The sequence below is a fragment of the Streptomyces siamensis genome (genome assembly GCF_039543605.1).
Lineage (GTDB): Bacteria > Actinomycetota > Actinomycetes > Streptomycetales > Streptomycetaceae > Streptomyces > Streptomyces siamensis.
Genome location: NZ_BAABKB010000007.1, coordinates 94101 through 117304, shown reverse-complemented (window position 1 = coordinate 117304; position 23204 = coordinate 94101). Strand labels below are relative to the sequence as shown.

The 23204-nt window shown below is 71.1% G+C and carries 15 protein-coding genes and 1 pseudogene; 7 read left to right on the top strand and 9 right to left on the bottom strand.

What is annotated here, in order from left to right; genetic code table 11:
• Nucleotides 1–85: 85 nt before the first annotated feature.
• Both ABEB03_RS14085 and ABEB03_RS14080 read right to left on the bottom strand, forming a co-directional pair.
• Nucleotides 86–3019 carry an FAD-binding and (Fe-S)-binding domain-containing protein gene (locus ABEB03_RS14085; protein WP_345647304.1) on the bottom strand — a complete coding sequence of 978 codons (2934 nt, stop codon included), beginning with the start codon at nt 3017–3019 and terminating at the stop codon, nt 86–88.
• Nucleotides 3020–3044: 25 nt separating this feature from the next.
• Nucleotides 3045–3500 (bottom strand): MarR family winged helix-turn-helix transcriptional regulator, encoded by a 456-nt coding sequence (locus tag ABEB03_RS14080; RefSeq protein ID WP_095932678.1) that lies wholly within the window; start codon nt 3498–3500, stop codon nt 3045–3047.
• A 94-nt stretch (nt 3501–3594) separates the two neighbouring features.
• On the opposite strand from ABEB03_RS14080, the gene ABEB03_RS14075 reads away from it, so the two are divergent.
• Both ABEB03_RS14075 and mltG read left to right on the top strand, forming a co-directional pair.
• Nucleotides 3595–5394, top strand: coding sequence for an ABC transporter ATP-binding protein (locus ABEB03_RS14075; RefSeq protein WP_345647295.1), 1800 nt, complete (start codon nt 3595–3597; stop codon nt 5392–5394).
• Nucleotides 5395–5455: 61 nt separating this feature from the next.
• A pseudogene (gene mltG, locus ABEB03_RS14070) lies at nt 5456–6307 on the top strand (endolytic transglycosylase MltG); the annotation flags it as partial.
• 302 nt (nt 6308–6609) lie between these two features.
• Here mltG and ABEB03_RS14065 read toward each other — a convergent pair.
• A complete protein-coding gene (locus tag ABEB03_RS14065) occupies nt 6610–7683 on the bottom strand; it encodes an NAD(P)-binding domain-containing protein (protein WP_345647292.1) in 1074 nt (357 codons plus the stop codon).
• Between the two features lie 143 nt (nt 7684–7826).
• On the opposite strand from ABEB03_RS14065, the gene ABEB03_RS14060 reads away from it, so the two are divergent.
• The 3 genes from ABEB03_RS14060 (at nt 7827) to ABEB03_RS14050 (ending at nt 10529) form a co-directional block, all read left to right on the top strand.
• Nucleotides 7827–8249 (top strand): YjbQ family protein, encoded by a 423-nt coding sequence (locus ABEB03_RS14060; RefSeq protein ID WP_345647289.1) that lies wholly within the window; start codon nt 7827–7829, stop codon nt 8247–8249.
• A gap of 419 nt (nt 8250–8668) precedes the next feature.
• Complete coding sequence (locus tag ABEB03_RS14055) at nt 8669–8872, top strand: cold-shock protein (RefSeq protein ID WP_028800280.1); 204 nt, start codon at nt 8669–8671, stop codon at nt 8870–8872.
• Nucleotides 8873–9044: 172 nt separating this feature from the next.
• Nucleotides 9045–10529, top strand: a complete 1485-nt coding sequence (locus ABEB03_RS14050) for a DEAD/DEAH box helicase (RefSeq protein ID WP_345647284.1) — start codon at nt 9045–9047, stop codon at nt 10527–10529.
• A gap of 106 nt (nt 10530–10635) precedes the next feature.
• On the opposite strand, the gene ABEB03_RS14045 is transcribed toward ABEB03_RS14050, so the two are convergent.
• The 5 genes from ABEB03_RS14045 to ABEB03_RS14025 all read right to left on the bottom strand — a co-directional run bounded on the left by ABEB03_RS14045 (nt 10636) and on the right by ABEB03_RS14025 (nt 20048).
• Nucleotides 10636–11385, bottom strand: coding sequence for a class I SAM-dependent DNA methyltransferase (locus ABEB03_RS14045; protein ID WP_345647281.1), 750 nt, complete (start codon nt 11383–11385; stop codon nt 10636–10638).
• A 161-nt stretch (nt 11386–11546) separates the two neighbouring features.
• Nucleotides 11547–12734, bottom strand: a complete 1188-nt coding sequence (locus ABEB03_RS14040) for a cytochrome P450 (protein ID WP_345647278.1) — start codon at nt 12732–12734, stop codon at nt 11547–11549.
• A 152-nt stretch (nt 12735–12886) separates the two neighbouring features.
• On the bottom strand, nt 12887–16978 hold the full coding sequence (locus ABEB03_RS14035) for a molybdopterin-dependent oxidoreductase (protein WP_425589232.1): 4092 nt from the start codon (nt 16976–16978) through the stop codon (nt 12887–12889).
• A 252-nt stretch (nt 16979–17230) separates the two neighbouring features.
• Nucleotides 17231–19303 carry an ATP-binding SpoIIE family protein phosphatase gene (locus ABEB03_RS14030; RefSeq protein ID WP_345647272.1) on the bottom strand — a complete coding sequence of 691 codons (2073 nt, stop codon included), beginning with the start codon at nt 19301–19303 and terminating at the stop codon, nt 17231–17233.
• A gap of 64 nt (nt 19304–19367) precedes the next feature.
• A complete protein-coding gene (locus tag ABEB03_RS14025; protein WP_345647269.1) occupies nt 19368–20048 on the bottom strand; it encodes a class I SAM-dependent DNA methyltransferase in 681 nt (226 codons plus the stop codon).
• A gap of 289 nt (nt 20049–20337) precedes the next feature.
• Between ABEB03_RS14025 and ABEB03_RS14020 the strand changes: the two genes are divergently transcribed.
• Both ABEB03_RS14020 and ABEB03_RS14015 read left to right on the top strand, forming a co-directional pair.
• Complete coding sequence (locus tag ABEB03_RS14020; protein ID WP_345647266.1) at nt 20338–21303, top strand: aldo/keto reductase; 966 nt, start codon at nt 20338–20340, stop codon at nt 21301–21303.
• Nucleotides 21304–21448: 145 nt separating this feature from the next.
• Nucleotides 21449–22078: a dihydrofolate reductase family protein gene (locus ABEB03_RS14015; protein WP_345647263.1), complete on the top strand. Its 630-nt coding sequence runs from the start codon at nt 21449–21451 to the stop codon at nt 22076–22078.
• Nucleotides 22079–22234: 156 nt separating this feature from the next.
• Here the strand turns inward: ABEB03_RS14015 and ABEB03_RS14010 are convergent, their stop codons facing one another.
• Nucleotides 22235–22921 (bottom strand): TetR/AcrR family transcriptional regulator, encoded by a 687-nt coding sequence (locus ABEB03_RS14010; RefSeq protein WP_345647260.1) that lies wholly within the window; start codon nt 22919–22921, stop codon nt 22235–22237.
• Between the last annotated feature and the right edge of the window lie 283 nt (nt 22922–23204).

The window sequence follows — 23204 nt, the reverse complement described above, 5'->3', positions numbered from 1 at the left end:
CGCCGTTCCCCGGGGCCCGTTGATCAACGGGCCCCGGGGAACGGCGGATTCGCGCGTCCCGTTTCCGGTGGAACCGCGGGGCAGGTCAGGCGTCGTCGGCCGTCGGCCGGGTCGCGCGCTCCAGTTCCAGCAGAACGGAGTAGTAGCCGCGGCCCGTCGCGTGGTCCATCCCCACCTCGCACATGCGGTTCGCCGAGAGGTGCGCGTCGAAGGGACGCGAGCGCACGAACTCGGCCTCCTTGCGGGTGGCCGATTCGGTGAGCTCCTTGTGGAGCATGCCGCGATCGCCCGCGAAGGCGCAGCAACCGGCATCGGCGGGGACGACCACCTCGTCGGCGCAGGCCTCCGCGACGGCCCGCAGCTGCTCCTCGTCTCCCAAGTGCCCCATGGAGCAGGTGGGATGGAGCACGGCCGAGCCGACTGTGCGGCGCACGGTGAGGTGGGGGAGGAGATCGCGCGCCGCCCAGACCGGCGAGTCGACGACGGTGAGTTCGGCGTGCAGGGCGCGGTTCTCGGGGGTCAGATACGGCACGACCTCGTGGGCGATGCCGAGCGTGCAGGAGGAGGCGTCCACGACGAGCGGCAGCGCGCCGCCCGCGGTCCAGCCCCAGGCCGCCTCGACGATCCGGTTGGCCATGACCCTGTTGCCCGAGTCGTACCCCTTGGAATGCCAGATGGTCGCGCAGCAGGTCCCCGCCACATCGTCCGGAATCCACACGGGCTTTCCGGCGCGCGCCGAGACGGCGACGACGGCCTCGGCCAGCGAGAGGTCTCCCGGTCCGGCGAAGATGCGGTTGACGCACGCCGGGTAGTAGACGGCGGCGGCCCCCAGGCGCGCGGTGGGCGGCAGGTTCGCGGGGGCCGCTCCCGGCATTCCGGGCAGCCACTCGGGCACGAGATCCGGTCGTACGGCCCTGCGTGCGGCGCGTGTCGCCCCGGTCACCCACTTGTCGTCGATCCGGTCCGCGGCGGCGACGGCCAGGCGCGCCGCCGCCTCGACCGACCGGAAGTGGCGTGCGGCCAGGGCCGCCGCCCGTTCCTCGCGCGGGGAGTGCCGCGCGTGCCGGAAGTCACGCATCATCGCGCCCGTGTCGATGCCGACGGGGCAGGCCAGTCTGCACGTCGAGTCGCCCGCGCAGGTGTCCACGGCGTCGTGGCCGTAGGCCTCCAGGAGGCCGTCCTCGACGGGGGAGCCCTCGGGCTGGCGCATCATCTCGCGGCGCAGCACGATCCGTTGGCGCGGTGTGGTCGTCAGATCCTGGCTGGGGCACGTCGGTTCGCAGAAGCCGCACTCGATGCACGGGTCGGCGACCGGCTCGACCCGGGGGATGGTCTTCAGGCCGCGCAGATGGGCGCGCGGATCACGGTCGAGCATGATGCGCGGGGCCAGCACACCGTCCGGATCGACGACCCGTTTGATGCGCCACATCAACTCCGTGGCCCGAGGCCCCCATTCGAGCTCCAGGAACGGCGCGATGTTCCGGCCGGTGGCGTGCTCCGCCTTGAGGGAGCCGTCGAAACGCTCGACCGTCAGCCGGCAGAAGTCGTCCATGAAGGCCTCGTAGCGCCGGACGTCCGCCGGGTGGGACGCGTCGAAGGCGAGCAGGAAGTGCAGGTTCCCGTGGGCGGCGTGACCGGCCACCGCCGCATCGAAGCCGTGCCGGGTCTGCAGTTCGAGCAACGCCTCGCAGGCCTCGGCCAGCCGCTCCGGGGGGACCGCGAAGTCCTCGGTGATCAGGGTGGACCCCGACGGACGGGCGCCCCCGACTGCCGTGACGAACGCCTTGCGGGCCTTCCAGTGGCCCGCGATGGCCCCCGGGTCGCGGGTGAGGACGTTCGTCACCGAGGCCACGGGGGAGACCAGGGAGAGCCCGTCCAGGACCTTGCGGGCGGCCTCTTCGCAGGCCTGCTGACGGGACTCGTCCGGGGTGCGGAACTCCACGAGAAGGGCCGTGGTCGGGCCGGGCAGTTCGGCCCAGTCCGCGGGCACGCCCGCGACGCTCACGGAGGCGCGCAGGGTGTTGCCGTCCATCAGCTCGACGGCCGAGGCGCCGGCCCGGGTGAACAGCGGCACGGCGGCCGCAGCCTCCGGGAGCGAGGGGAAGAAGAACAGCCCGGCGGTGACCCGCCGGTCCAGGGGCAGTGTGTCGAAGACGGTCTCGGAGATGAAACCCAGCGTGCCTTCGGAGCCGACCATCAGGCCCCGCAGGATCTCGACGGGGGTCTCGCCGTCCAGGAACGCGTCGAGGCGGTAGCCGTTGGTGTTCTTGATCGTGTACTTGGCGCGGATGCGGGCGACCAGCGCGGGGTCGGACGCGATCTCCTCCTTGAGCTCCAGCAGACCGGCGCACAGCGCGGGTTCGGCGTGCGCCAGCAGGTCGTCGGCCTGCGGGTCGGCCGTGTCGACGACCGTGCCGCTCGGCAGCACGAAGGTGAGCGAGGCGAGGGTGCGGTACGCGTTGCGGGTGGTGCCGGCCGTCATGCCGGAGGCGTTGTTCGCGACGACCCCGCCGAGGGTGCAGGCGATCGCGCTCGCCGGGTCGGGGCCCAGCACGCGTCCGTGACGGGCGAGCGCGGCATTGGCGCGGGCGACGGTCGTGCCGGGCGCGATGCGGGCCCGGGCGCCGCCGTCGAGGACCTCCACTCCCGTCCAGTGCCTGCGGACGTCGACGAGGATGTCCTCGCCCTGTGCCTGCCCGTTGAGCGAGGTCCCGGCCGCGCGGAACACCACCTCGCGGTTCTTGCCGTGCGCGTACGACAGCACGGTGGAGACGTCGTCGATGTCCTCGGCGATCACGACGACCCGGGGCACGAAGCGGTAGGGGCTGGCGTCGGAGGCGTAACGCACGAGGTCGGAGATCCCGGTGAGCACCTTCTCGGCGCCCAGCAGCGCGGTCAGTTCGCCCCGGAGCGGCTCGGGCGTGCCCCCGGCGCGGTCCTCCGGGACCCGGTCCGGCGCGGGCGTCTCGGGGCGCGCGACGGGGCGCAGCGTGTCGTGCCGGGGCTCCAGCAGGGGCATCGCGCACCACTCCTCACGAGCTGGTTCAGCAGCGGTGCTCCGTGTGCGGCACGCCGTCCACCAGGGTGTTCAGCAGGCCGCCGAGCACGTCGCGCTGTTCGTCCGTCAACGGAGCCAGGATCTCCTCCGCGGCCGAACGGCGCGCGGCGCGCAGCTCCCGCAGCGCCTTGCGTCCCTCGTCGGTCACCTCGATGCGGATCACGCGGCGGTTGGTGGGGTCGGGCACACGGCGCACCTTGCCGCTCGCCTCCAGACCGTCGACCAGGGTGGTGACCGCGCGCGGCACCACCTCCAGGCGCTCGGCCAGATCGGCCATGCGGGGTGGTCCGCTGTAGTGGGCGAGGGTGCGCAGCAGCCTGGACTGGGCCGGAGTGATGCCCAGCTCCCGCTGCTCCAGATGGCGCTTCTGGATGCGGTGCACGCGGCGCGTCAGCCGCAGCAACTGCTCGGCGAGCAGGCCGTCGGCATCGGGGGTGGTCATGAGGGAACAATATCAGGATGCCGTTCATTGTGAGTATAGGTAACAATGAGCTACGCTCCGTTCGTCATCGACCTCTCACCTCCCGTAGGAGCCCATGCATCCCGACCAACCCACCTGGACCCCCGCACCTGCCGACATGGAACAGCCGCGGCAGGTGCGTCGCATCCTGAAACTCTTCCGGCCCTATCGAGGCCGGCTCCTGATCGTCGGCCTGCTCGTCGGGGCGGCGTCACTCGTCTCCGTCGCGACGCCGTTCCTGCTGAAGGAGATCCTCGACGTCGCGATCCCCGAGGGCCGCACCGGCCTGCTCAGCCTGCTCGCGCTCGGCATGATCCTCAGCGCGGTCCTGACCAGTGTCTTCGGCGTGCTCCAGACCCTCATCTCCACGACGGTCGGCCAGCGCGTCATGCACGACCTGCGCACCGCCGTGTACGGCCGGCTCCAGCGCATGTCCCTCGCCTTCTTCACACGGACCCGCACGGGCGAGGTCCAGTCGCGCATCGCCAATGACATCGGCGGCATGCAGGCGACCGTCACCTCCACCGCCACGTCGCTCGTCTCCAACCTCACGAGCGTGGTCGCCACCATCGTCGCGATGGTCGCCCTGGACTGGCGCCTGACCGTCGTCTCGCTGCTCCTGCTGCCGGTGTTCGTCTGGATCAGCCGACGCGTCGGCAACGAACGCAAGAAGATCACCACGCAGCGCCAGAAGCAGATGGCCGTGATGGCCGCCACCGTCACCGAGTCGCTCTCGGTGAGCGGCATCCTGCTGGGCCGCACCATGGGCCGCGCCGACTCGCTCACCCGTTCCTTCGCGGACGAGTCCGAGCGTCTGGTCGACCTCGAAGTGCGGTCGAACATGGCGGGGCGCTGGCGCATGTCCGTCATCGGCATCGTGATGGCCGCCATGCCGGCCGTCATCTACTGGACGGCGGGCATCGCCCTGCAGATGGGCGGCCCGTCCATATCGATCGGCACGCTCGTCGCCTTCGTCTCGCTCCAGCAGGGCCTGTTCCGGCCGACGGTGAGCCTGCTCTCCACGGGCGTGCAGATCCAGACCTCGCTCGCCCTCTTCCAGCGGATCTTCGAGTACCTCGACCTGCCGATCGACATCACCGAACCCGAGCGCCCGGTCCACCTCGACCAGGTCAAGGGCGAGATCCGCTTCGAGGACGTCGTGTTCCGCTACGACGGCAGGAGCGGACCGATCCTCGACGGCATCGACATCACCGTGCCCGCCGGCGGGAGCCTCGCCGTCGTCGGCCCGACCGGCTCGGGCAAGTCCACGCTGAGCCACCTGGTGCCCCGGCTGTACGACGTGTCGGGCGGACGCGTGACCCTCGACGGCGTCGACGTGCGCGACCTGGACTTCGACACCCTCGCGCGCGCGGTCGGTGTCGTGTCGCAGGAGACCTACCTCTTCCACGCCTCGGTCGCCGAGAACCTGCGCTTCGCCAAGCCGGACGCGACCGACGAGGAGCTGTACGCGGCGGCGCGCGCGGCCCAGATACACGAGCACATCGCGTCCCTCCCCGACGGGTACGACACGATCGTCGGCGAGCGCGGCCACCGGTTCTCCGGTGGGGAGAAGCAGCGTCTGGCCATCGCCCGCACGATCCTGCGCGACCCGCCCGTACTCATCCTCGACGAGGCGACGAGCGCCCTGGACACCCGCACCGAGCACGCCGTCCAGGAGGCCATCGACGCCCTGTCGGCGAACCGCACCACGCTCACCATCGCGCACCGGCTGTCGACCGTCCGGGGCGCTGACCAGATCGTGGTTCTCGACGCCGGGCGCACGGTGGAGCGCGGCACCCACGAGGAACTCCTCGGCCTGGACGGCCGGTACGCCGCCCTTGTCCGAAGGGACGCCCAATTGGAGCCGACAACCTGACGGGAGCCGACAAAATGAAGATATGCCGGGTTTGTGGTGATCTGCGGGTTACCGTGCCCGCATGGAGACGAACACTCCGCCACGGAGCACGATCCGACTGACGCGCCGGGGCCGGGCCGCCCTCATCGCGACGGGAACCGTCGTGGCGGCCACCGCCGTGGCGGTGCCGCTGCTGACCCTGGGGGCAGGCGGTCACGAGAAGCCGAGGACCCTCGTCATCCCGGAGGGCTGGCGTGCCGGCCAGGTCTACGAGGCCGTCGACAAGGCACTCAAGGTGCCCTCCGGCACCACGAAACAGGCCATCGGGAAGGCCAAGCTCAAGCTGCCGAACGACGCCGAGGGCAACCCCGAGGGGTACCTGTTCCCGGCGACGTACCCCATCGGCGACAAGGCGACCCCGGAGTCGCTGCTGAAGTACATGGTCGACACGGCGAACCAGAAGTTCAACAAGGCGCCGATCGCCGCCGGGGCGCAGCGCAACGCCATGAACCTCTACCAGGCCATCACCATCGCGAGCATCGTCCAGGCCGAGGCGGCGACCAAGGCGGACATGGGCAAGGTGGCCAGGGTCGTCTTCAACCGCCTGGAGCGGGGCATGCCGCTGCAGATGGACTCGACGATCAACTACGGGTTGAACCGGTCCACCCTGGACACCACGCAGAACGACACCGCGGTCGACAGTCCCTACAACTCCTACCAGCGCATGGGGCTGCCGCCCACGCCGATCGCCAACCCGGGCGAGGAGGCGATGCACGCCACCGTCAGTCCGCCCGCGGGCGACTGGCTGTACTTCGTGACCGTCAAGCCGGGCGACACACGCTTCACGGCGGACTACGAGGAACACCTGAAGAACGTCGCCGAGTTCAACGCGTATCGCAGGAGCGCGGTCCCCTCGTCCCCCGCCGCGCCGTCGGCGTCCTCCGGAGCCCCCGCGTCGCCGTCGGCCTCCGCGGGCGCATCCCCCGGTGCCTCCACGAGCGCCTCCTCGGGTGCCTCCGAGGGTGCCTCGGCGGGTGACTCCTCGGGCGTCTCCGAGGGTTCCTCCACGGGTGACTCCTCGGACGGCTCCGAAGGCGCCTCGGCGGGTGACTCCTCGGATGTCTCCGAAGGCGCCTCGGCGGGTGACTCCTCGGATGTCTCCGAGGGTTCCTCCACGGGCGACTCCTCCGACGCAGCCGCGGCCACGCCCACCGAGTGAGCCGCCCCGGCGGGGCGTCAGGCGGCGACCGGCTCCTCCGCCAGCAGCCGCCTGATGTCCCGTACCGCGGAGCGCCCGGCGCGGTTGGCGCCGATGGTGCTCGCCGAGGGCCCGTATCCGACGAGATGGATCCGCGGGTCGGCGACGACGCGGGTCCCCTCGACGCGGATGCCGCCGCCCGGCTCGCGCAGCCGCAGCGGCGCCAGATGGTCGATGGCGGCCCGGAAGCCCGTCGCCCACAGGATGACGTCGGCGTCGACGCGACGGCCGTCGTCCCAGGCCACACCGTCGGGGGTGATCCGGTCGAACATCGGCTCCCGGTCCAGCACGCCGTCGGCCAGCGCCTGCCGGATCGCCTCGTTCAGGGGCAGTCCCGTCACCGAGACGACGCTCCGCGGCGGCAGCCCCCGGCGGACCCGCTCCTCCACCAGCGCGACGGCGGCCCGGCCGTACTCCTCCGTGAAGGGGCCTTCGCGGAACACCGGCGGCCGTCGCGTCACCCAGGTGGTGGCGGCCGCGTACGGGGCGATCTCCATCAAGTGCTGCGTGCCGGACGCGCCGCCGCCCACCACGATCACGCGCTTGCCGGCGAAAGCCTCCGGGCCGGGGTACTGCGCCGTGTGCAGCTGGCGCCCACGGAAGGTCTCCTGGCCCTGGTAGCGCGGCCAGAACGGCCGGTCCCAGGTACCCGTCGCGTTGATCAGTGCCCGGGTCGACCACACCCCGTCGTCGGTCTCGACGAGCAGCCGCCCGTCGGAGCCCTCCCGGACGGCCTTGACGTCGACCGGCCGCCGCACCCGCAGGTCGAAGGTCCGCTCGTAGGTGTCGAAGTACTCCGCGATGACCTCGGAGGACGGGCGAGCAGGGTCCGCGTCCGTCAGCTCCATTCCGGGCAGCGAGTGCATCCCGTGCACCTTGCCGTACGTCAGCGACGGCCAGCGGAACTGCCAGGCGCCACCCGGACGGGGGGCGTGGTCGAGGACCACGAAGTCCCGCTCGGGTTCGAAGCCGGTGCGCCGCAGATGAAAGGCGCTGGACAGGCCCGCCTGCCCGGCGCCGATCACCACCACGGCGACCTCACGCACACTCATCCCGGAATCGTTCACGCTTCCACCAACTCGGCCGGGGCCGTGGATCTTCCCGAAGGGGCCGCGGGAAGCGAGCGATCGGCGACCGGCCGGGGTGCGAAATCCGGCTCGGGCACGGAATCCGGAGCATGGGCGAGGATTGAGCCATGTCCGATGCCTTCAGCACCCGCGTCCTGAACGTCGCCACCGGTTCGTCCGAGATGATCGTCGATCTCACGCACGCCTGCGAGGCGTTCCTGCGCGAGGTCGCGGCAGGCCGTGACGGGCTCCTGAACCTCTTCGTGCCGCACGCCACCGCCGGAATCGCGATCATCGAGACCGGTGCCGGCAGCGACGACGACCTCCTCGCCGCGCTGCACTCCCTGCTTCCCGCGGACGACCGCTGGCAGCACCGTCACGGCAGCCCCGGCCACGGCCGTGACCACGTCCTCCCGGCGATCGTCCCGCCCCACGCGACGCTGCCGGTCCTGGGCGGCAGGCTGGAGCTGGGGACCTGGCAGTCGGTGTGTCTGGTGGATACGAACAAGGACAATCCGAACCGGAACGTCCGCCTGTCGTTCCTGGGTTGAGACGGCGCGGTGCGACGTCGTGGGCCGGGACGGCCTGCCGCTCCGGGTGAGCCGGCTCGTCCTCGTCCATCGTGGAGGCCTGGCGCTGGTCACTGAAGAGGAGAGTTTTCCTCGATCGCACTTTGTATCATTCGAAAATTAACCTTCCTCATTCGGTCGAGTTCACGTCGGCCGACCCGCTGCTGTGCTCCCGCCGGGCCGCTGTCGTGCGACATGGGCGAAAATGGGGCGGATGTGTGAACCGTGCTAAACTTGACCACAGTTGCAGTTGTGGTTCCCGAAACTTCAAGTGTCTTGGTGCCTGTATAGCGTCGGGCATTTCTTGTATCTCCGGTGTTTGTCCGGACGGGGCGCATTGTGACAACGAAGGGGTTCGCACGCCGTGTGTCCCCGGGTACTGCCCCCCAAGGAGATGTGACATGGCTACTGGCACCGTCAAGTGGTTCAACTCGGAAAAGGGTTTCGGCTTCATCGAGCAGGACGGTGGCGGTCCGGACGTGTTCGCCCACTACTCGAACATCGCCGCCCAGGGCTTCCGTGAGCTCCAGGAAGGCCAGCGGGTGAACTTCGACATCACGCAGGGCCAGAAGGGCCCGCAGGCGGAGAACATCACTCCCGCCTGACGTCCGAGCGGACGAGATGACTGGGGCCCCGCCTTGTGGCGGGGCCCCAGCTCACTGTTTTTCGCATTCCGCTGAAATCATTCGATATTCATATTCGGCTCGTTCTTGCAATTTATCCGGCTCATTCTTGTCGGGAATTCCTCGATGCGTGCCCTGTTGAGGAAGGTTCTCCATGAGCCGTTCAGCCCGCACGAACGACCGTCTTCAGCCAGGGGGTCAGGGTCGCCCCGATACCGGCCCGGGCGGCACCGAGCTCCGTTCCGCCCCACCGGAGGGGGAGTTGACGCCGCCGGTCACCGTCACTCCGGCGCCCCCCGCCGCTGCGACCTTCGGTGAACTGGACATGCCCGTCGCGTTGCTGGAGACGCTCACCGATCGCGGCCTGAACGAGCCGTTCCCGATCCAGGCCGCCACCTTGCCGGACTCCCTCGCGGGCCGCGACGTCCTGGGCCGCGGGCGCACCGGATCGGGCAAGACGCTCGCCTTCGGCCTGGCGCTCCTCGCGCGCACGGCCGGGCAGCGTGCGGAGCCGCGGAAGCCGCTGGCCCTGATCCTCGTCCCCACCCGCGAGCTGGCCCAGCAGGTCACCGAGGCGCTCACCCCGTACGCCCGGTCGTTGAAGGTGCGGCTGGCCACGGTGGTCGGCGGCATGTCGATCGGCCGCCAGGCCGGCGCACTGCGTGACGGGGCCGAGGTGGTCGTCGCGACGCCCGGCCGCCTCACGGACCTCGTGGAACGCAAGGACTGCCGTCTGGACCGAGTGAAGATCACCGTCCTGGACGAGGCCGACCAGATGGCGGACATGGGTTTCATGCCGCAGGTCACCGAACTGCTCGACCAGGTACGTCCCGACGGCCAGCGCATGCTGTTCTCGGCCACACTGGACCGCGACGTCGACCTTCTGGTCCAGCGGTACCTCCATGACCCGGTGGTTCATTCGGTCGACCCGTCGGCCGGCGCGGTCACCACGATGGAGCATCACGTACTGCAGGTGCACGGCGCCGACAAGTACGCCACCGCCACCGAGATCGCCGCCCGCGACGGGCGCGTGATCATGTTCCTGGACACCAAGCACGCGGTCGACCAGTTCACCCGACACCTGCTGAGCAGCGGAGTGAAGGCCGCGGCGCTGCACGGCGGCAAGTCGCAGCCCCAGCGCACCCACACCCTGGACCGGTTCAAGACAGGTGATGTCACGACGCTGGTGGCCACCAACGTCGCGGCCCGGGGCATTCACGTCGACGATCTCGATCTCGTCGTCAACGTCGATCCGCCCAGCGACCACAAGGACTACCTGCACCGTGGCGGCCGCACCGCCCGCGCCGGAGAGTCCGGCAGTGTCGTCACGCTGGTCCTGCCGGGCCAACGCCGGGACATGGCCCGTCTCCTGTCCGACGCCGGCATCAGGGCCCGGATCACGCAGGTCCGCTCGGGTGAGGCCGAGCTGAGCCGCATCACCGGCGCCCAGGCTCCCTCCGGTGTCCCCGTCGGCGGCAGCGCACCGGCCGAGCGCCCGAAGCGCGGCGGTGCCCCCTTCCGGGGCCTGGGCACGCGCCCGGGACGGGACGGCGGTGGTGAGTCCCGCCGGTCCGCCGAGGCCCGCCGCATCGCCGAGGCACGCAAGGCCGCCCGGGTCCGTCGTGGCGCAGGCGGCTGACGGTCGCCGCTTCTGGTCCTGCGCTCCACCTTCTCCGCGCGTGCGTCGAGTTGCGGCACCGCGTGCGTCTGGGTTCGACCGGCGACTTCAGGAAGCAGTCACGCCCTCACCCGGGTTGAACCGGCTTGCGCCACACGGAGATGTGCTTCGCGGAGTCCTGGTCGAACCGCGTCCCGTCCCAGTCCGCGACGCGTCGTTCCAGTTCGAGCCCCGCGATCCGTGCCATCAGGTCGAGCTCGGCCGGCCACGCGTACCGGTGCCGGGAGTTGCCCCTGCGGTAGCGGCCGTCGTCGCCGTCGCGAGTGAAGTGGTGCGAGACGAGGATCTGCTCGACCAGGTCGAACGTGTCGAAGCCGAGGTGCCGCTCGGAGACGTCGAACGGCACCGCGACCTGCCCGGGCGGCAGCAACCGCAGCGGCGGTACGCCCAGTTCGATGACGAACCGGCCGCCGGGAGCCAGGTGACGCGCGGCGTTGCGGAAGCACTCGACCTGCTCGTCCTGCGTGAGCAGGTTCGTGATCGTGTTGTAGACGAGATAGACCAGGGTGAACTCGCCGGGGACGACGGTTGTGGCCATGTCCCCGACGGCGACCGGAAGAGTGCGCTCGTCGATCTTGCGCCGCAGGACCGCAGCCATGTGCTCGGACAGTTCGATGCCCACCACGGGCACGCCGCGTTCCCGGAGCGGGACGCCCACGCGTCCGGTTCCGATGGCGAACTCCAGTGCCCGGCCGTCACCGGCGAGTTCGGCGAGGAAGGCGAGAGTCGGTCCGAGAACGGCGGCCGAGGACAGCTCGGCCTCCTCGGCGTCGTAGCGGTCGGCGGTCGCACGGGTCCATGGCTCACTGCTCGTCACGGGCGGACACTGTGCCGGGCGCGGTGGGGCGTTGTCGACGCATTTACGTTCCACGACTGAAGGAACCGCGCCGGCCGGTCACCGTCCGGTGCTGCCGCACACGGCCGGCCTGCTCCGGAGGCGCCGGCCCGGTGGCGAGGCAGGAGTGACCCGGCGTCGCGTCAGTGCTGTGCGGGCACGTCCCAGCGGACACGCAGAGCCGGAGGCTTCCGGAAGACCAGGCCCCTGGGCGCGGTGGGCGAGGCCGGGTCGAGCCGCAGGCCGGGCAGGCGGTCGAGAAGGGCGAGGAGGCAGACGCGGGTCTCCAGTCGGGCGAGGTGGGCGCCCAGACAGAAGTGCGGACCGTGCGCGAAGGCCAGCTGGAGGCGGGAGTTGCTCCGTCGCAGGTCGAAGCTGTCGGGGTCCTCGAAGACCTCGGGGTCGCGGTTCGCACCGGCGAGCGACACGACCACGAGATCACCGCGCCGCACGTCGGCGCCGCCGATCGTCACGTCGGCGGTGGCGTAGCGGTCCACGACGGCAGCGGCGGGTTCCAGGCGGAGCGATTCCTCGACCGCCGCGTCGACCAGGCCCGGATCGGCGTGCACGAGGGCGAGTTGATCGGGGTGTGCCAGCAGGTGCAGTACGGTGTTGGCGATCATGCCCTCGGTGGTCTCGATACCGCCGAACATCAGCACGGCGGCGTTGGCGACCACCTCCGGAAGTTTCAGACGCTCACTTTCGGCCGCCGCGACCAGCACCGACGCATCGGTTCCTGCCGCGACCGTCGCCTCGACGCTTCCCCGCAACCGGTCGAACGCCGCCGCCCCGTCGGGTCTCGCCGGCTGCCCGGCGGTGATGTCGGAGACCGCGCCCACGATGGCGTCGTACCAGGACAGCACCGCCTCGGCGTCCGCGTCGACCAGGCCCAGCGACTCGGCGACGACGGCGACGGCCAGAGGCCCGGCCACCGCCCGGCGCAGTTCGGCGCTGCCACGCGGCCGGATGTCTTCCACGAGCCGGGCGGCTTCCTGTTCCACGAACCCGGTGAACCGGTCGTGCACGTCCTGCGTGCGGAACGGGTCGGTGAAGGGGGCACGGTGCCGCTTGTGCTCGGCGCCCTCCACGGAGAGCATGCTCGGACCGACCACCTGGGCGGTGGAGAAGCGGGGGTCGTCCACCGTGAAGGTCGCCGCGTCACGCATCACGCGCAGTGCGAGATCACGCCGGGTCACGAGCCAGCCTCCCAGCACGGGCACCCACGACACCGGTTCGCGGGCGCGCAGCAGGGCCAGCCGGGGGTGAGGATCGTCCTCCAGTTCCGTGAGCGTCGTCGCGGAGCCGAGAGGAAACCGGCGCGCTGTCACCATGGATGTCGCCCTCTGTTCCCGTCCCTGGAATTCCGGCCGCCCCGGAGGCCACTCAGAGCCTATGCGTCTTGGGCGGTGAGTCGAGCCGGTCCCACATCGTGGGACCGGATCCTCCGGCCGGCTGCGTCCCGCACACGCACGTCACCGATGTGTCAGTACACGTCGCGCACATAGCGCTTGTCGGCGGCGAGTTGTTTGACGAAGGCGGCGGCGCCGTCCTCGTCGAGGCCGCCGTGTACGACGGCGATGTCGCGCAGCGCCCGGTCGACGTCCTTGGCCATCCGGGAGGCGTCGCCGCAGACGTAGAAGTGGGCGCCGTCCTGGAGCCAGGACCACAGCTGGGGCCCGTGTTCGCGCATGCGGTCCTGGACATACACCTTGGTGCGCTGGTCGCGCGAGAACGCGGTGTCCAGCCGGGCGAGGGTGCCGGCGTCCAGGTGGGCGGTGAGCTCGTCCTCGTAGTAGTGGTCGCCTGCGCGGCGCTGTTCGCCGAAGAACAGCCAGTTGGGGGCCCGGTGGCCGAGCGCGCGACGCTCGTCGAGGAAGCCCATGAACGGTGCGACCCCGGTCCCGGGGCCCACCATCACCATCGCTGTGGCGGGGTCGGCGGGCGGCCGGAAGTGCGGGGACCGCTGGACGAAGACCGGCACGGGGCTGTCCGGCGCGGCGTCGGCGAGGAAGGGCGAGCACACGCCCTGACGGGTGCGGCCGTGCACGTTCTCCCAGCGGACCACGGAGACCGTCAGCGAGACCAGGGCGGGATCGGTGAGCGGGCTGGACGAGATGGAGTACAGCCGCGGTTGCAGCCGCTTGAGCGTGTCGGCCCATTCCTGGGCACTGGCCCGTACGGCCAGGTCGGCGACGACGTCGACGGCCTGCCGGCCCCAGCACCACTTGGCGAGCTCGTCCTTGTTGTCGGGGCGCAGCAGCTTCTTCAGCTCGCGCGGATCGTGGACGCGTTCGCCGAGGAACCGCAGCATGTCGGTGGTGACGCGGGTGATGTCCAGGTGCTCGTGCAGGGCTTGACGGAACGTCGTCCCGCTGACGCCCGGCACCGTCACCTCGGCGTCCGCGGCGACACCGGTGACGGCGAGCCACTCCGCCACCAGCTCCGGGTCGTTGACGGGGCGTACGCCGAGCGCGTCACCCGTCTCGTACGTCAGCGGTACGGCGCTGTCGCGGGTGTCGAAGGTGAAGCGCCGTACCTCCTTGCCCGACCCCGGGCCGCTGAGCAGCCGGTTGCCGACGAGACGCGCGGTGACCGGCGCGGGTTTCCGGGTGCTCGGGAGCGTCATCGGGGCGGCGGCCGGGGCCGGGGCGGCCTCGTCGGTCAGAGCGGTGAGGACCTGGTCCAGCCAGGCCGTCGCGGAGGGTTCGTAGTCCGGCTCGCAGTCCGTGCGCGGCGCCAGACGCACCGCTCCGAGCTCGTCCAGCCGCTGGTCCAGCCGTCGGCCGTACCCGCAGAAGTCGTCGTAGGAGGAGTCGCCCAGGGCGAGGACCGCGTACGGCCGGCCCGCCAGGCTCGGGGTGTCGGACGAGGCCAGCAGGTCCCAGAACGAGGAGCCGTTGTCCGGAGCGTCTCCATCGCCGAACGTGCTGGTGATCAGCAGCAGACCGGCGGTGGGAGGGAGCGCGGAGAGGTCGACGTCGTCCATGGGGACGAGGCTGGCGCTGTGCCCGGCCGAGGAGAGCCGTTCGGTGGCGGCCGTCGCGAACTCCTCCGCGTTGCCGGTCTGCGACGCCCACAGCACGACGACCTCGCGTCCCGCGGACACGGACGCGGCGAGGACCGGGGAGGGCACGGCCGCCCTGGAGTACATCCCGGCCAGTACGCCGTTGACCCACAGCGCGTGCTCGGCACTGAACGGTGCCGCCGGCGGAAGTACCGGCACACCCGGGGTGCCCGCTTCGACACCGGCGAGGAAGCCGACGAGATAGCGGCGTTCGGTCTCGCTCAGCACGGGTGGCGGCGGGACGGGGGCCAGACCGAGGACGGCGGCCGCGGGGCCCGCGCCTGCCGTGCCCGGTGCGACCGGGGCCGCCGCGGGAGGCGGGCCGACGGGTACGGGCGGTAGCGCAGCACCGGCCCCGGGAGCCGGAGGGCCGGGCACATCCGCCACCTCCGCACCCGGTCCGGGCCCGTCCGCTCGTGCGGCAGCCGGCGCGGTCACCTTCGCCAGCGACACCGCGCACACCTTGAACTCGGGTTGGAAGGACAGCGGGTCCACGGCGTCATTGGTCACGGCGTTGACGCTGAGGTACTCGCCGAACAGGTCGTTCCAGTGGAACGGGGCGAAGCAGTTCCCCGGCCGGACCCGGTCCGTCACCAGCGCGGGCAGCACGGCCCGGCCGCGCCGCGAGGCGACCTCCACCGCGTCCCCGTCGTGCACGTCCAGAGCCAGGGCGTCGTCCGGGTGCAGCTCCACGAACGGCCCCGGGTTCAGCTTGTTGAGCTTGGCGACCCTGCCCGTCTTCGTGAGGGTGTGCCACTGGTGCTGCACGCGCCCCGTGTTCAGCACGAACGGGTAGTCGTCGTCGGGCATCTCGGCCGGCGGCACGTGCGGGCGGGCGTGGAAGACACCACGGCCGCTCGCTGTCGGGAAGGACGGCCGCCCGTCGGCTCCCAGATACCTGATCGGGTTGCGGTCCGGCCCGTCGGCCGTTGCCGCCGGCCACTGCACGGGGGTCGAGCGCAGCCTCTCGTAGGACACGCCACGCAGGTCGTAGCCGGTCCTCGGGTTCCAGGCGCGCCTGATCTCCTCGAAGACCTCCTCCGCGCTGCCGTACGAGAATCCCTCCTCGTAGCCCATCTCACGCGCGACGGCCGCGATGATGCGCCAGTCCGCCATCGCCTCGCCGGGCGGTTCCACCGCGGGCCGGGCGAGCGTGAGGTTGCGCTCGCTGTTGACCAGCACGCCCTCGGTCTCGGTCCAGAGCGCACCGGGCAGGATCACGTCGGCGTACGCGTTGGTCTCGGTGTCGGCGAAGACGTCCTGGGTGACGACGAACTCGGCCGCCTCCAGCCCTTCGATGACGGTCTTGCGGTTGGCGACCGACGCGACCGGGTTCGTGCAGATGATCCAGCAGGCCTTGATGTGGCCGTCCGCCATCCGCCGGAACATGTCCACCGTGCCCCGGCCGGACCCGTCCTCGCGGATCGAGCCGGGCGGCAGCCCCCACAACTCCTCGGTGAACGCCCGATCCTCGTCCACCAGGACCGAGCGCTGGCCCGGCAGACCGGGTCCCATGTAGCCCATCTCCCGGCCTCCCATGGCGTTGGGCTGCCCGGTCAGCGAGAACGGGCCGCTGCCCGGACGGCAGATCGCCCCGGTGGCCAGGTGGAGGTTGATCAGGGCATTGGTGTTCCAGGTGCCGTGAGTGGACTGGTTCAGGCCCATCGTCCAGCAGCTCATCCACTCCCCGGCCTCGCCGATCAGCCGGGCCGCCGTCCGCAGGTCCTCCTCGGCGATGCCGGTGATCTCGCTGACCGTGGCCGGCGGGTAGTCGGCGAGGAACCGCGGCATCGCCTCCCAGCCCTCGGTGTGGGCGGCGACGAACTTCGCGTCGGTGTGGCCGTTCTCGTGCAGGAGGTGCAACAGGCCGTTCAGGAGCGCCAGGTCGGTTCCGGGCCTGAGCTGCAGGAACAGGTCGGCCTTGGCCGCGGTGGCGGTGCGTCGCGGGTCCACCACGATCACTTTGGCGCCGGTCTTCTTGACCCGCTCCATCATCCGCAGGAACAGGATGGGATGGCAGTCGGCCATGTTGGACCCGATGACGAGGAAGACGTCCGCGTGGTCGAAGTCCTGGTACGAGCCGGGCGGGCCGTCCGCACCGAGCGACAGCTTGTAGCCGGTGCCCGCGCCGGCCATGCACAGCCGCGAGTTCGACTCGATCTGGTTGGTCCGCACGAAGCCCTTGGCCAGCTTGTTGGCCAGGTACTGCGCCTCCAGCCCCATCTGCCCGGAGACGTAGAACGCGACCGCGTCCGGGCCGTGCTCGTCGACGACCGCCCGCAGCCGACGGGCCGTCTCCTTGATCGCCGCGTGCACGCCCGTGGGCGCCGGCTCCTCCTCGCGCCGCTGCCGGACGAGAGCGGTGTCCAGCCGGCCCGGGGCGGCGAGCATCTCCGCCGTCGTGGCGCCCTTGGTGCACAGACGGCCGAAGTTCGCGGGGTGCGCCTTGTCGCCGGACGCCTTGAGGACCGTACGCCGGCCGTCGGGTCCCCTGCCGATGTCGAGCACCATCCCGCAGCCGACACCGCAGTACGAGCAGACCGTGCGCACCTGCGTCGCGGTCGTGGTCACGGGCGATCCCTCTCGTCACCGGATTCGTCCCGTCGACCGTACGAAATGCCCGTTACGCGGGTGTCACACGAGCTGATCATCGGTGGTTACGTGCACCACACACCGGCGACCGGTGATCTGTGAGACCGGCTCCGTACGCGCGTCCGGGGCCGTCGGTCCCGCGAGATCGGCCGCTGGTCGACCGGCCGGCCGCTAGTCCCGCGAGGTGGGCCGCGGGTCCCGCGGGGTCGGCTGCTCGTCCCGCGGGATCGGCTGCTCGAACCAGACGACCTTTCCGGTGCTCAGTCGTGCTGCGCCCCAGCGCCGCGCGAGCTGGCTGACCAGGAACAGGCCGCGGCCCCCCTCGTCGCCCGGTGCGGCGTGCCGCATCCGGGGCACCTCGGGAGAGTCGTCGGTCACCTCGCAGCGGAGTACGTCGGTGCGCAGCAGCCGCAGTGAGATGGGGCGCGAGGCGAAGCGCACGGCGTTGGTGACGACTTCGCTGACCATGAGCTCGGTCGTGTCCAGCAAAGACTCCAGGCCCCAGCGGTGCAGGGCCTTGCGGGCCAGCCGGCGTGCCTGTCCCGCGGTTCTCGGCCGAGGGTCCAGAAACCAGTACGCGACACTGTCCGGCGGGAATCCCTCGAACCGGGCGGCCAGCAGCGCGATGTCGTCGTCCCGTGCGGCCGGACCCAAGCTGCCCAGCACCTGGTCGCACAGCAGTTCCAGCGAGAGTGCGGGGCGTCCGTCGACGGTGGTCTCCAGCCGCCTGCGCAGCGCCTCGACGCCGGTGCCCACGTCCGTGTCTCGGGTCTCGACCAGCCCGTCGGTGTACAGCAGCAGTGTGGCTCCGGTGGGTGCGGGCATCTCCACGGACTCGAACAGCACGTCGCCGACGCCGATGGGAGGGCCCGGCGGAACGCGCAGGATCTCGGTCCGTCCGTCCGGGTGCAGCAGTACGGCCGGAGGGTGGCCCGCGTTCGCCATGAGCAGCCGGTGCGAGATCGGGTCGTAGATCGCGTAGAGGCAGGTCGCGATGTGGTCGCTGCCCAGGCGCCGGGCCTGTTCGTCCAGGTGGTGCAGGACCTCGTCCGGGGGCAGGTCGAGCCCGGCGAGGGTCTGCACGGTGGTGCGCAGCTGGCCCATGATCGCGGCCGATGTCATGGAGTGACCCATGACATCGCCGACGACCAGTGCGATCCGGTTGCCGGTGACCGGGATCGCGTCGTACCAGTCGCCGCCGACCTGGGCCGTCCGAGAGGCGGGCAGATAGCGACTGGCGAGCCGGACACCGGTGGGTTCCGGCAGCGACGACGGGAGCATGGTGCGCTGCAAGGTGTCCGCCACGGCGGCCTCGTGCCCGTACATCACGGCCTTCTGGACGCCGATCGCGGTGTGCGTCGCCAGTTGCGAGGCGACGAGCAGGTCGTCCGAGGTGAAGGCGGGGCGCTCGGGCCTGCGCAGCAGGACGACGGTGCCCATGACGTCATGACGGCCGTGCAGGGGCGCGACGATCAGCCTGCGGCCCGGTGGCAGAGCGCCCGGCTCACCCGTCACCGGGCCGAGCAGTTCGGCCACCGCGGCCCCGATGCCCGGGGCGTCGCCGAACGCCGGACGACCGGCGAGCAGCAGCTCCGCGAGACGCCCGGTGACCGTCACGTGCACCCGCTCGGCAACGTTCGCGTGCAGGGGGCGGACCGCCGGCGGCGAAGGGGCCGGGCTTCCGGTACCCGATGGATCCGGCGCCCGGTCGACGCTGTGCAGTTGGAGGACGACGGGTGCGGCGGGCTTCTCCTGTCCGACCGGCAGCGGATCGTGCAGATGGACGAAGATCGCGTCGGCGAAGGACGGAACGGCCGCCCGCCGTAATTCGCGGAGCGTCTCGTCCAGGTCCATCCCGCGGGCGATGCGCCGGGTCGCCACGTCGAGGTAGCGCAGCCGGTCCGTCTGCGGGCCGGCGCCGTCCGGGACCGCCTCGTGGGAGGGGGCGTCCGCGAGCGTGTGGTGGCGTGCCGCGGACCCGCCCTCGCCGGGGACCGCGGATCGTTCCGCGCCGGCGGGCCGGGGTCGGTTGCCGTCCGGGGAGGAGGGGCGCGCCGTGTCGGAGGATGCCGGCCGCTTCCCGTCGGACGAGGACAAGGACGAGGACGAAGGGGAGGAGTGCTCCGCGTGCCACCGGCCCGGCGACGGCTCGGGCGTGCCGGCGTGCTCGGCCCGGGTCGGCGGGGCGCCGGACCGCCTGGGCGCATCGCCCGAGCCGTCGCGGGGTGTGTGCTGCTCCGTCACGCTTCTCGTTCCGTCCAGTGGGTGCCGCGGGGGTGTCGCGGTCCGTGGTGATGGATCGTCGTGCTCAGTCCGCCCGACGGCAGCAGAGGAACACCTGTTCCTCGGGCGGGACGTCGGAGACGGCCGGGGCGTAGGTGTAGGAGGACTCCTCGACGACGTCGAAGCCCGCCGCCTCGATGACCTTGAGCAGGTCCTCCCGCAGATAGCCGGAGACCCGGATCGTGTTGCCGAGGAAGGGGATCGAGAAGTCGTCCACGTCGGCCTCGACCATCGACAGGACGAACAGCCCGCCGGGAACCAGCAGATGGCGGATCGTCGCCAGTGCGAGGGGTATCTCCGCGCGCGGCAGCATGAGGAGGGAGAAGAAGGCCGCGACGGCGTCGAACCGGCCGAGGTCGCGAGGACCACCCGGCCTCAGATCGGCGAGGTCCATCTGGTGGAACATCGCCGCCGGCACATAGCTCCGGGCCAGCTCGACCATCCCGCCGGACAGGTCGATGCCCACGACCTCGAACCCGGCGTCCGCCAGCTGGCGAGATGTCGGCACTCCGGTGCCGCAACCGAGGTCCAGGACCCGGGACCGGGCCGGCAGCTGCTCGATCAGCCACTCGCCGGCGAAGAGCTGGCCGTCCTTGTGGGGGAATGCCTCGTCGTAGCGGTCGCCGATGGCGTCGAACGCCTCGGCCTGCCCGCTGCGGTCGAGCCAGATGCTCTCGTATGCGGTCCCATGGTCGCTGTTGGCCACGAAAGTAACCTTTCATCGGACATATTGGATTATCCCACGATTGAGTCGGGGGTGGCCTTGCGCGGCCGGGCCCCGGAGGGTGCCGAGGGCCTCGGAGCCGACGTGACCGCCGCCGAGGCGCGCCGGAAGAAGGGCATGCTCACGCGCGCCGCGGCCGACGCCCGCCCGTGGCGGACCCAAGTGAAACCCACCTGACCGAATCGCTCAACTCGCCTATGGTCAACGTGACTTCCGGCGGGGCGCGCGGCCCGTCCGGGTCGCCGGCGGGGTACTGACGTGGAGGGTGATTGTGCGTTACCGGGAGCTCGGCCGCAGTGGACTGTCCGTGTCCGAGATCGGTTTCGGAGCGTGGGGGATCGGTGAGTCCAGCTGGGTGGGAGCGTCGGAGGACGAATCGGTACGTGCCCTGCACCGTGCCGTCGACCTGGGGGTCAACTTCGTCGACACCGCCCGCGGCTACGGCGAGAGCGAACGGATCGTCGGCCGGGTGGTGCGCGAGCGCGGCGCCGACGAGGTCCTCGTCGCGACCAAGGTGCCTCCGAAGAACGGCACATGGCCGGCGCCCGACGGGCTGGACCCGGCCGAGACCTTCCCGGGCGCGCACATCCGCGACAGCCTGGAGACCAGCCTGCGGGTGGCCGGCCTCGACCATTACGACGTCCTGCAGTTCCACGTCTGGTCCGACGAATGGGTCGGCCGGGGTGACTGGCTGGAGACGATCGCACAGCTGAAGCAGGAGGGGAAGATCCGTCTGTTCGGCATCTCGATCAACGACCACCAGCCCGGCAACGCCCTCGCGCTCGTGCGCAGCGGCGCGGTGGACAGTGTCCAGGTCATCTACAACGTCTTCGACCAGGCACCCGCGGACGCACTGCTGCCGGCGTGCGCCGAGCACGGCGTCGGCGTTATCGTGCGGGTGGCGCTGGACGAGGGCGGCCTGACCGGCAGGATCACCGCCGGCACGACGTTCCCCGAGGGCGACTGGCGCAACCGCTACTTCCGCGGCGACCGTCCTGCCCAGGTCGAACGCCGGGTGGCCGCGATCGTCGCGGACCTCGGCATCGAACCCGACGAGATCGCCGAGACCGCGCTGCGGTTCGTCCTGAGCGCGCCTGCCGTCTCCACGGTCATCCCGGGGATGCGCAGTGTGCGCAACGTCGAACGCAACACCGCCCTGAGCGACGGGCGGGCCCTCACCGCCGACCGGCTCGCCGCGCTGGCCGGGCACCGCTGGCAGCGCAACTTCTACTCCTGAGCGGAGCACGTCCTTGCCCCTGGCCGGCATGCCTGTCACCCCCGGGAGACGGGTGCGGAAATTCTTCGGAGCGGCTGTCGATGCGGACGGGTCCCGTTCGACGCACGGGTGAGAGAGGCCATCCATCGACCCGAGGAGAACGGTCATGCCCAAACTGCGCGTACACAACATCACGGTCTCGCTGGACGGCTACGCCGCAGGCCCCAACCAGAGGCTGGAACACCCGCTGGGCGAGGGCTTCGAAGAGATGCACGACTGGATGTTCGCCGCGATGCGGGACCACGCGGACGGCAGGACGGGGGTCGACGTCGACCATGTGGCCCGCTCCGAGGAGAACATCGGCGCCACCATCATGGGACGCAACATGTTCGGACCCCACCGCGGACCGTGGCAGGACGAGTCGTGGAAGGGCTGGTGGGGTGCCAACCCGCCGTACCACAACGACGTGTTCGTCCACACCCACCACCTTCGGCCCTCGGTCCCGATGGAGGGCGGCACCACGTTCCACTTCACGGACGAGCCCGTCGAGACGGTGCTGGCACGGGCGTTCGAGGCGGCGGACGGCAAGGACGTGCGGATCGGCGGGGGAGCGGCGACCGTACAGCAGTACCTGCGGGCAGGGCTGATCGACGAGCTGCATCTGGCCGTCTTCCCGAAGCTCCTCGGCAGTGGCGAGCGCCTGTTGGACAATCTGGGTGACGGGGTCGACGGCTACCGGGTCTCCGAGCTGGTGAGCTCGCCGGCCGTGACGCACGCCGTACTGGTACGTCGCTGAGGCGGCGCGACCGGGCCCGGGCGTCCGCCGCCGGACACCCTCCAGGGGCACCGGTGGCGGAATCGGTCGCCGTCGCCCGAGGCCGGTCGTCGTCGGTGGAGGCCGGTCGTGGTCGGTGGAGGCCGGTCGCCTTCGGTCGTCGCGGCACCGTCCGGCTCAATCGTCTCCGGCGGTGCCCGACTGCTGGGGGGCCGTGCCGGGCGCGGACCAGGCCGGTGCGGAGGAAGCGGCTGGGGGCGGCGCGCCCGAGCCGGGGGCGCCCGCGCGCAGGCCGTCCATGACCAGGTCGAGGAGACGCTCGGCGCGCGGTTGCCAGTCCCCGTGCGGGTCGATCTGCCACAGCCCCGCGATGGCGAGGATGAAGTCGTCGGGAGTCACCCCCGGGCGGATGGTGCCGGCCTCCTCGTTGGCCTTCAGCAGGAGCGTGACGGCCTGGGCCACGGGGCCGTGCCCCAGGCGTGTCAGGGTGCCGCGCGCCACGCTGGTGGCCGTCCGCAGCGCGTCGGCCAGGCCCGCCTTGGCCATCGCGTACTGGGCGAGGCGGTCCATCCACTCCCGCAGCGCCCGGTCCGGCGGCTGGGCTTCGAGGAGCTTCGCCGCCGCGTCGGCGACCTGCTGCACCTCGTAGCGGTAGACCTCCAGGACGAGGGCCTCGCGGTTGGGGAAGTTGCGGTAGAAGGTCCCCTGCCCGACGCCCGCCTTCTTCGCGATCGCGCTCAGGGGGGCGTCCGCCGAGCGGGTCAGTTCCGCCAGGGCCACTTCGAGGATGCGCTCGCGATTCCGCTGGGCGTCCGACCGCAGTGGCGTACTCGAACGGGTCGGCGTGTCCTTCTCGGGGCGCACTCGTCCTCCTTCCGGGATGTCGGCCTTCCGGGATGTCGGCCGGACTCCGTCCGGGCCCTGTGCCGGGGATCTCCCGGAACCTCGGCCGGACTCCCTCCGGAGTCATGGTGTGGCCGACCGTGGTCGTCGACCGGTCGACCTTGCTAAGCGGACAGCTGTCCGTTAGCTTTTACGGGTAGCGGACAGCTGTCCGCTTGGAGCTCACTCTAGTGGCTGACCCGCTCCGTGTGGATGGCCGGAACCGATCGCCGACAGGCATTCTGGCGCACCCGGCGGGATGACG

Coding starts and splice junctions, on each gene's coding strand:
- ABEB03_RS14075 (WP_345647295.1), top strand. CDS start 3,595: ATGCATCCCGACCAACCCACCTGGACCCCCGCACCTGCCGACATGGAA.
- ABEB03_RS14015 (WP_345647263.1), top strand. CDS start 21,449: ATGCCCAAACTGCGCGTACACAACATCACGGTCTCGCTGGACGGCTAC.
- ABEB03_RS14085 (WP_345647304.1), bottom strand. CDS start 3,019: ATGCCCCTGCTGGAGCCCCGGCACGACACGCTGCGCCCCGTCGCGCGC.
- ABEB03_RS14055 (WP_028800280.1), top strand. CDS start 8,669: ATGGCTACTGGCACCGTCAAGTGGTTCAACTCGGAAAAGGGTTTCGGC.
- ABEB03_RS14040 (WP_345647278.1), bottom strand. CDS start 12,734: ATGGTGACAGCGCGCCGGTTTCCTCTCGGCTCCGCGACGACGCTCACG.
- ABEB03_RS14035 (WP_425589232.1), bottom strand. CDS start 16,978: ATGGTGCTCGACATCGGCAGGGGACCCGACGGCCGGCGTACGGTCCTC.
- ABEB03_RS14080 (WP_095932678.1), bottom strand. CDS start 3,500: ATGACCACCCCCGATGCCGACGGCCTGCTCGCCGAGCAGTTGCTGCGG.
- ABEB03_RS14065 (WP_345647292.1), bottom strand. CDS start 7,683: ATGAGTGTGCGTGAGGTCGCCGTGGTGGTGATCGGCGCCGGGCAGGCG.
- ABEB03_RS14060 (WP_345647289.1), top strand. CDS start 7,827: ATGTCCGATGCCTTCAGCACCCGCGTCCTGAACGTCGCCACCGGTTCG.
- ABEB03_RS14050 (WP_345647284.1), top strand. CDS start 9,045: ATGAGCCGTTCAGCCCGCACGAACGACCGTCTTCAGCCAGGGGGTCAG.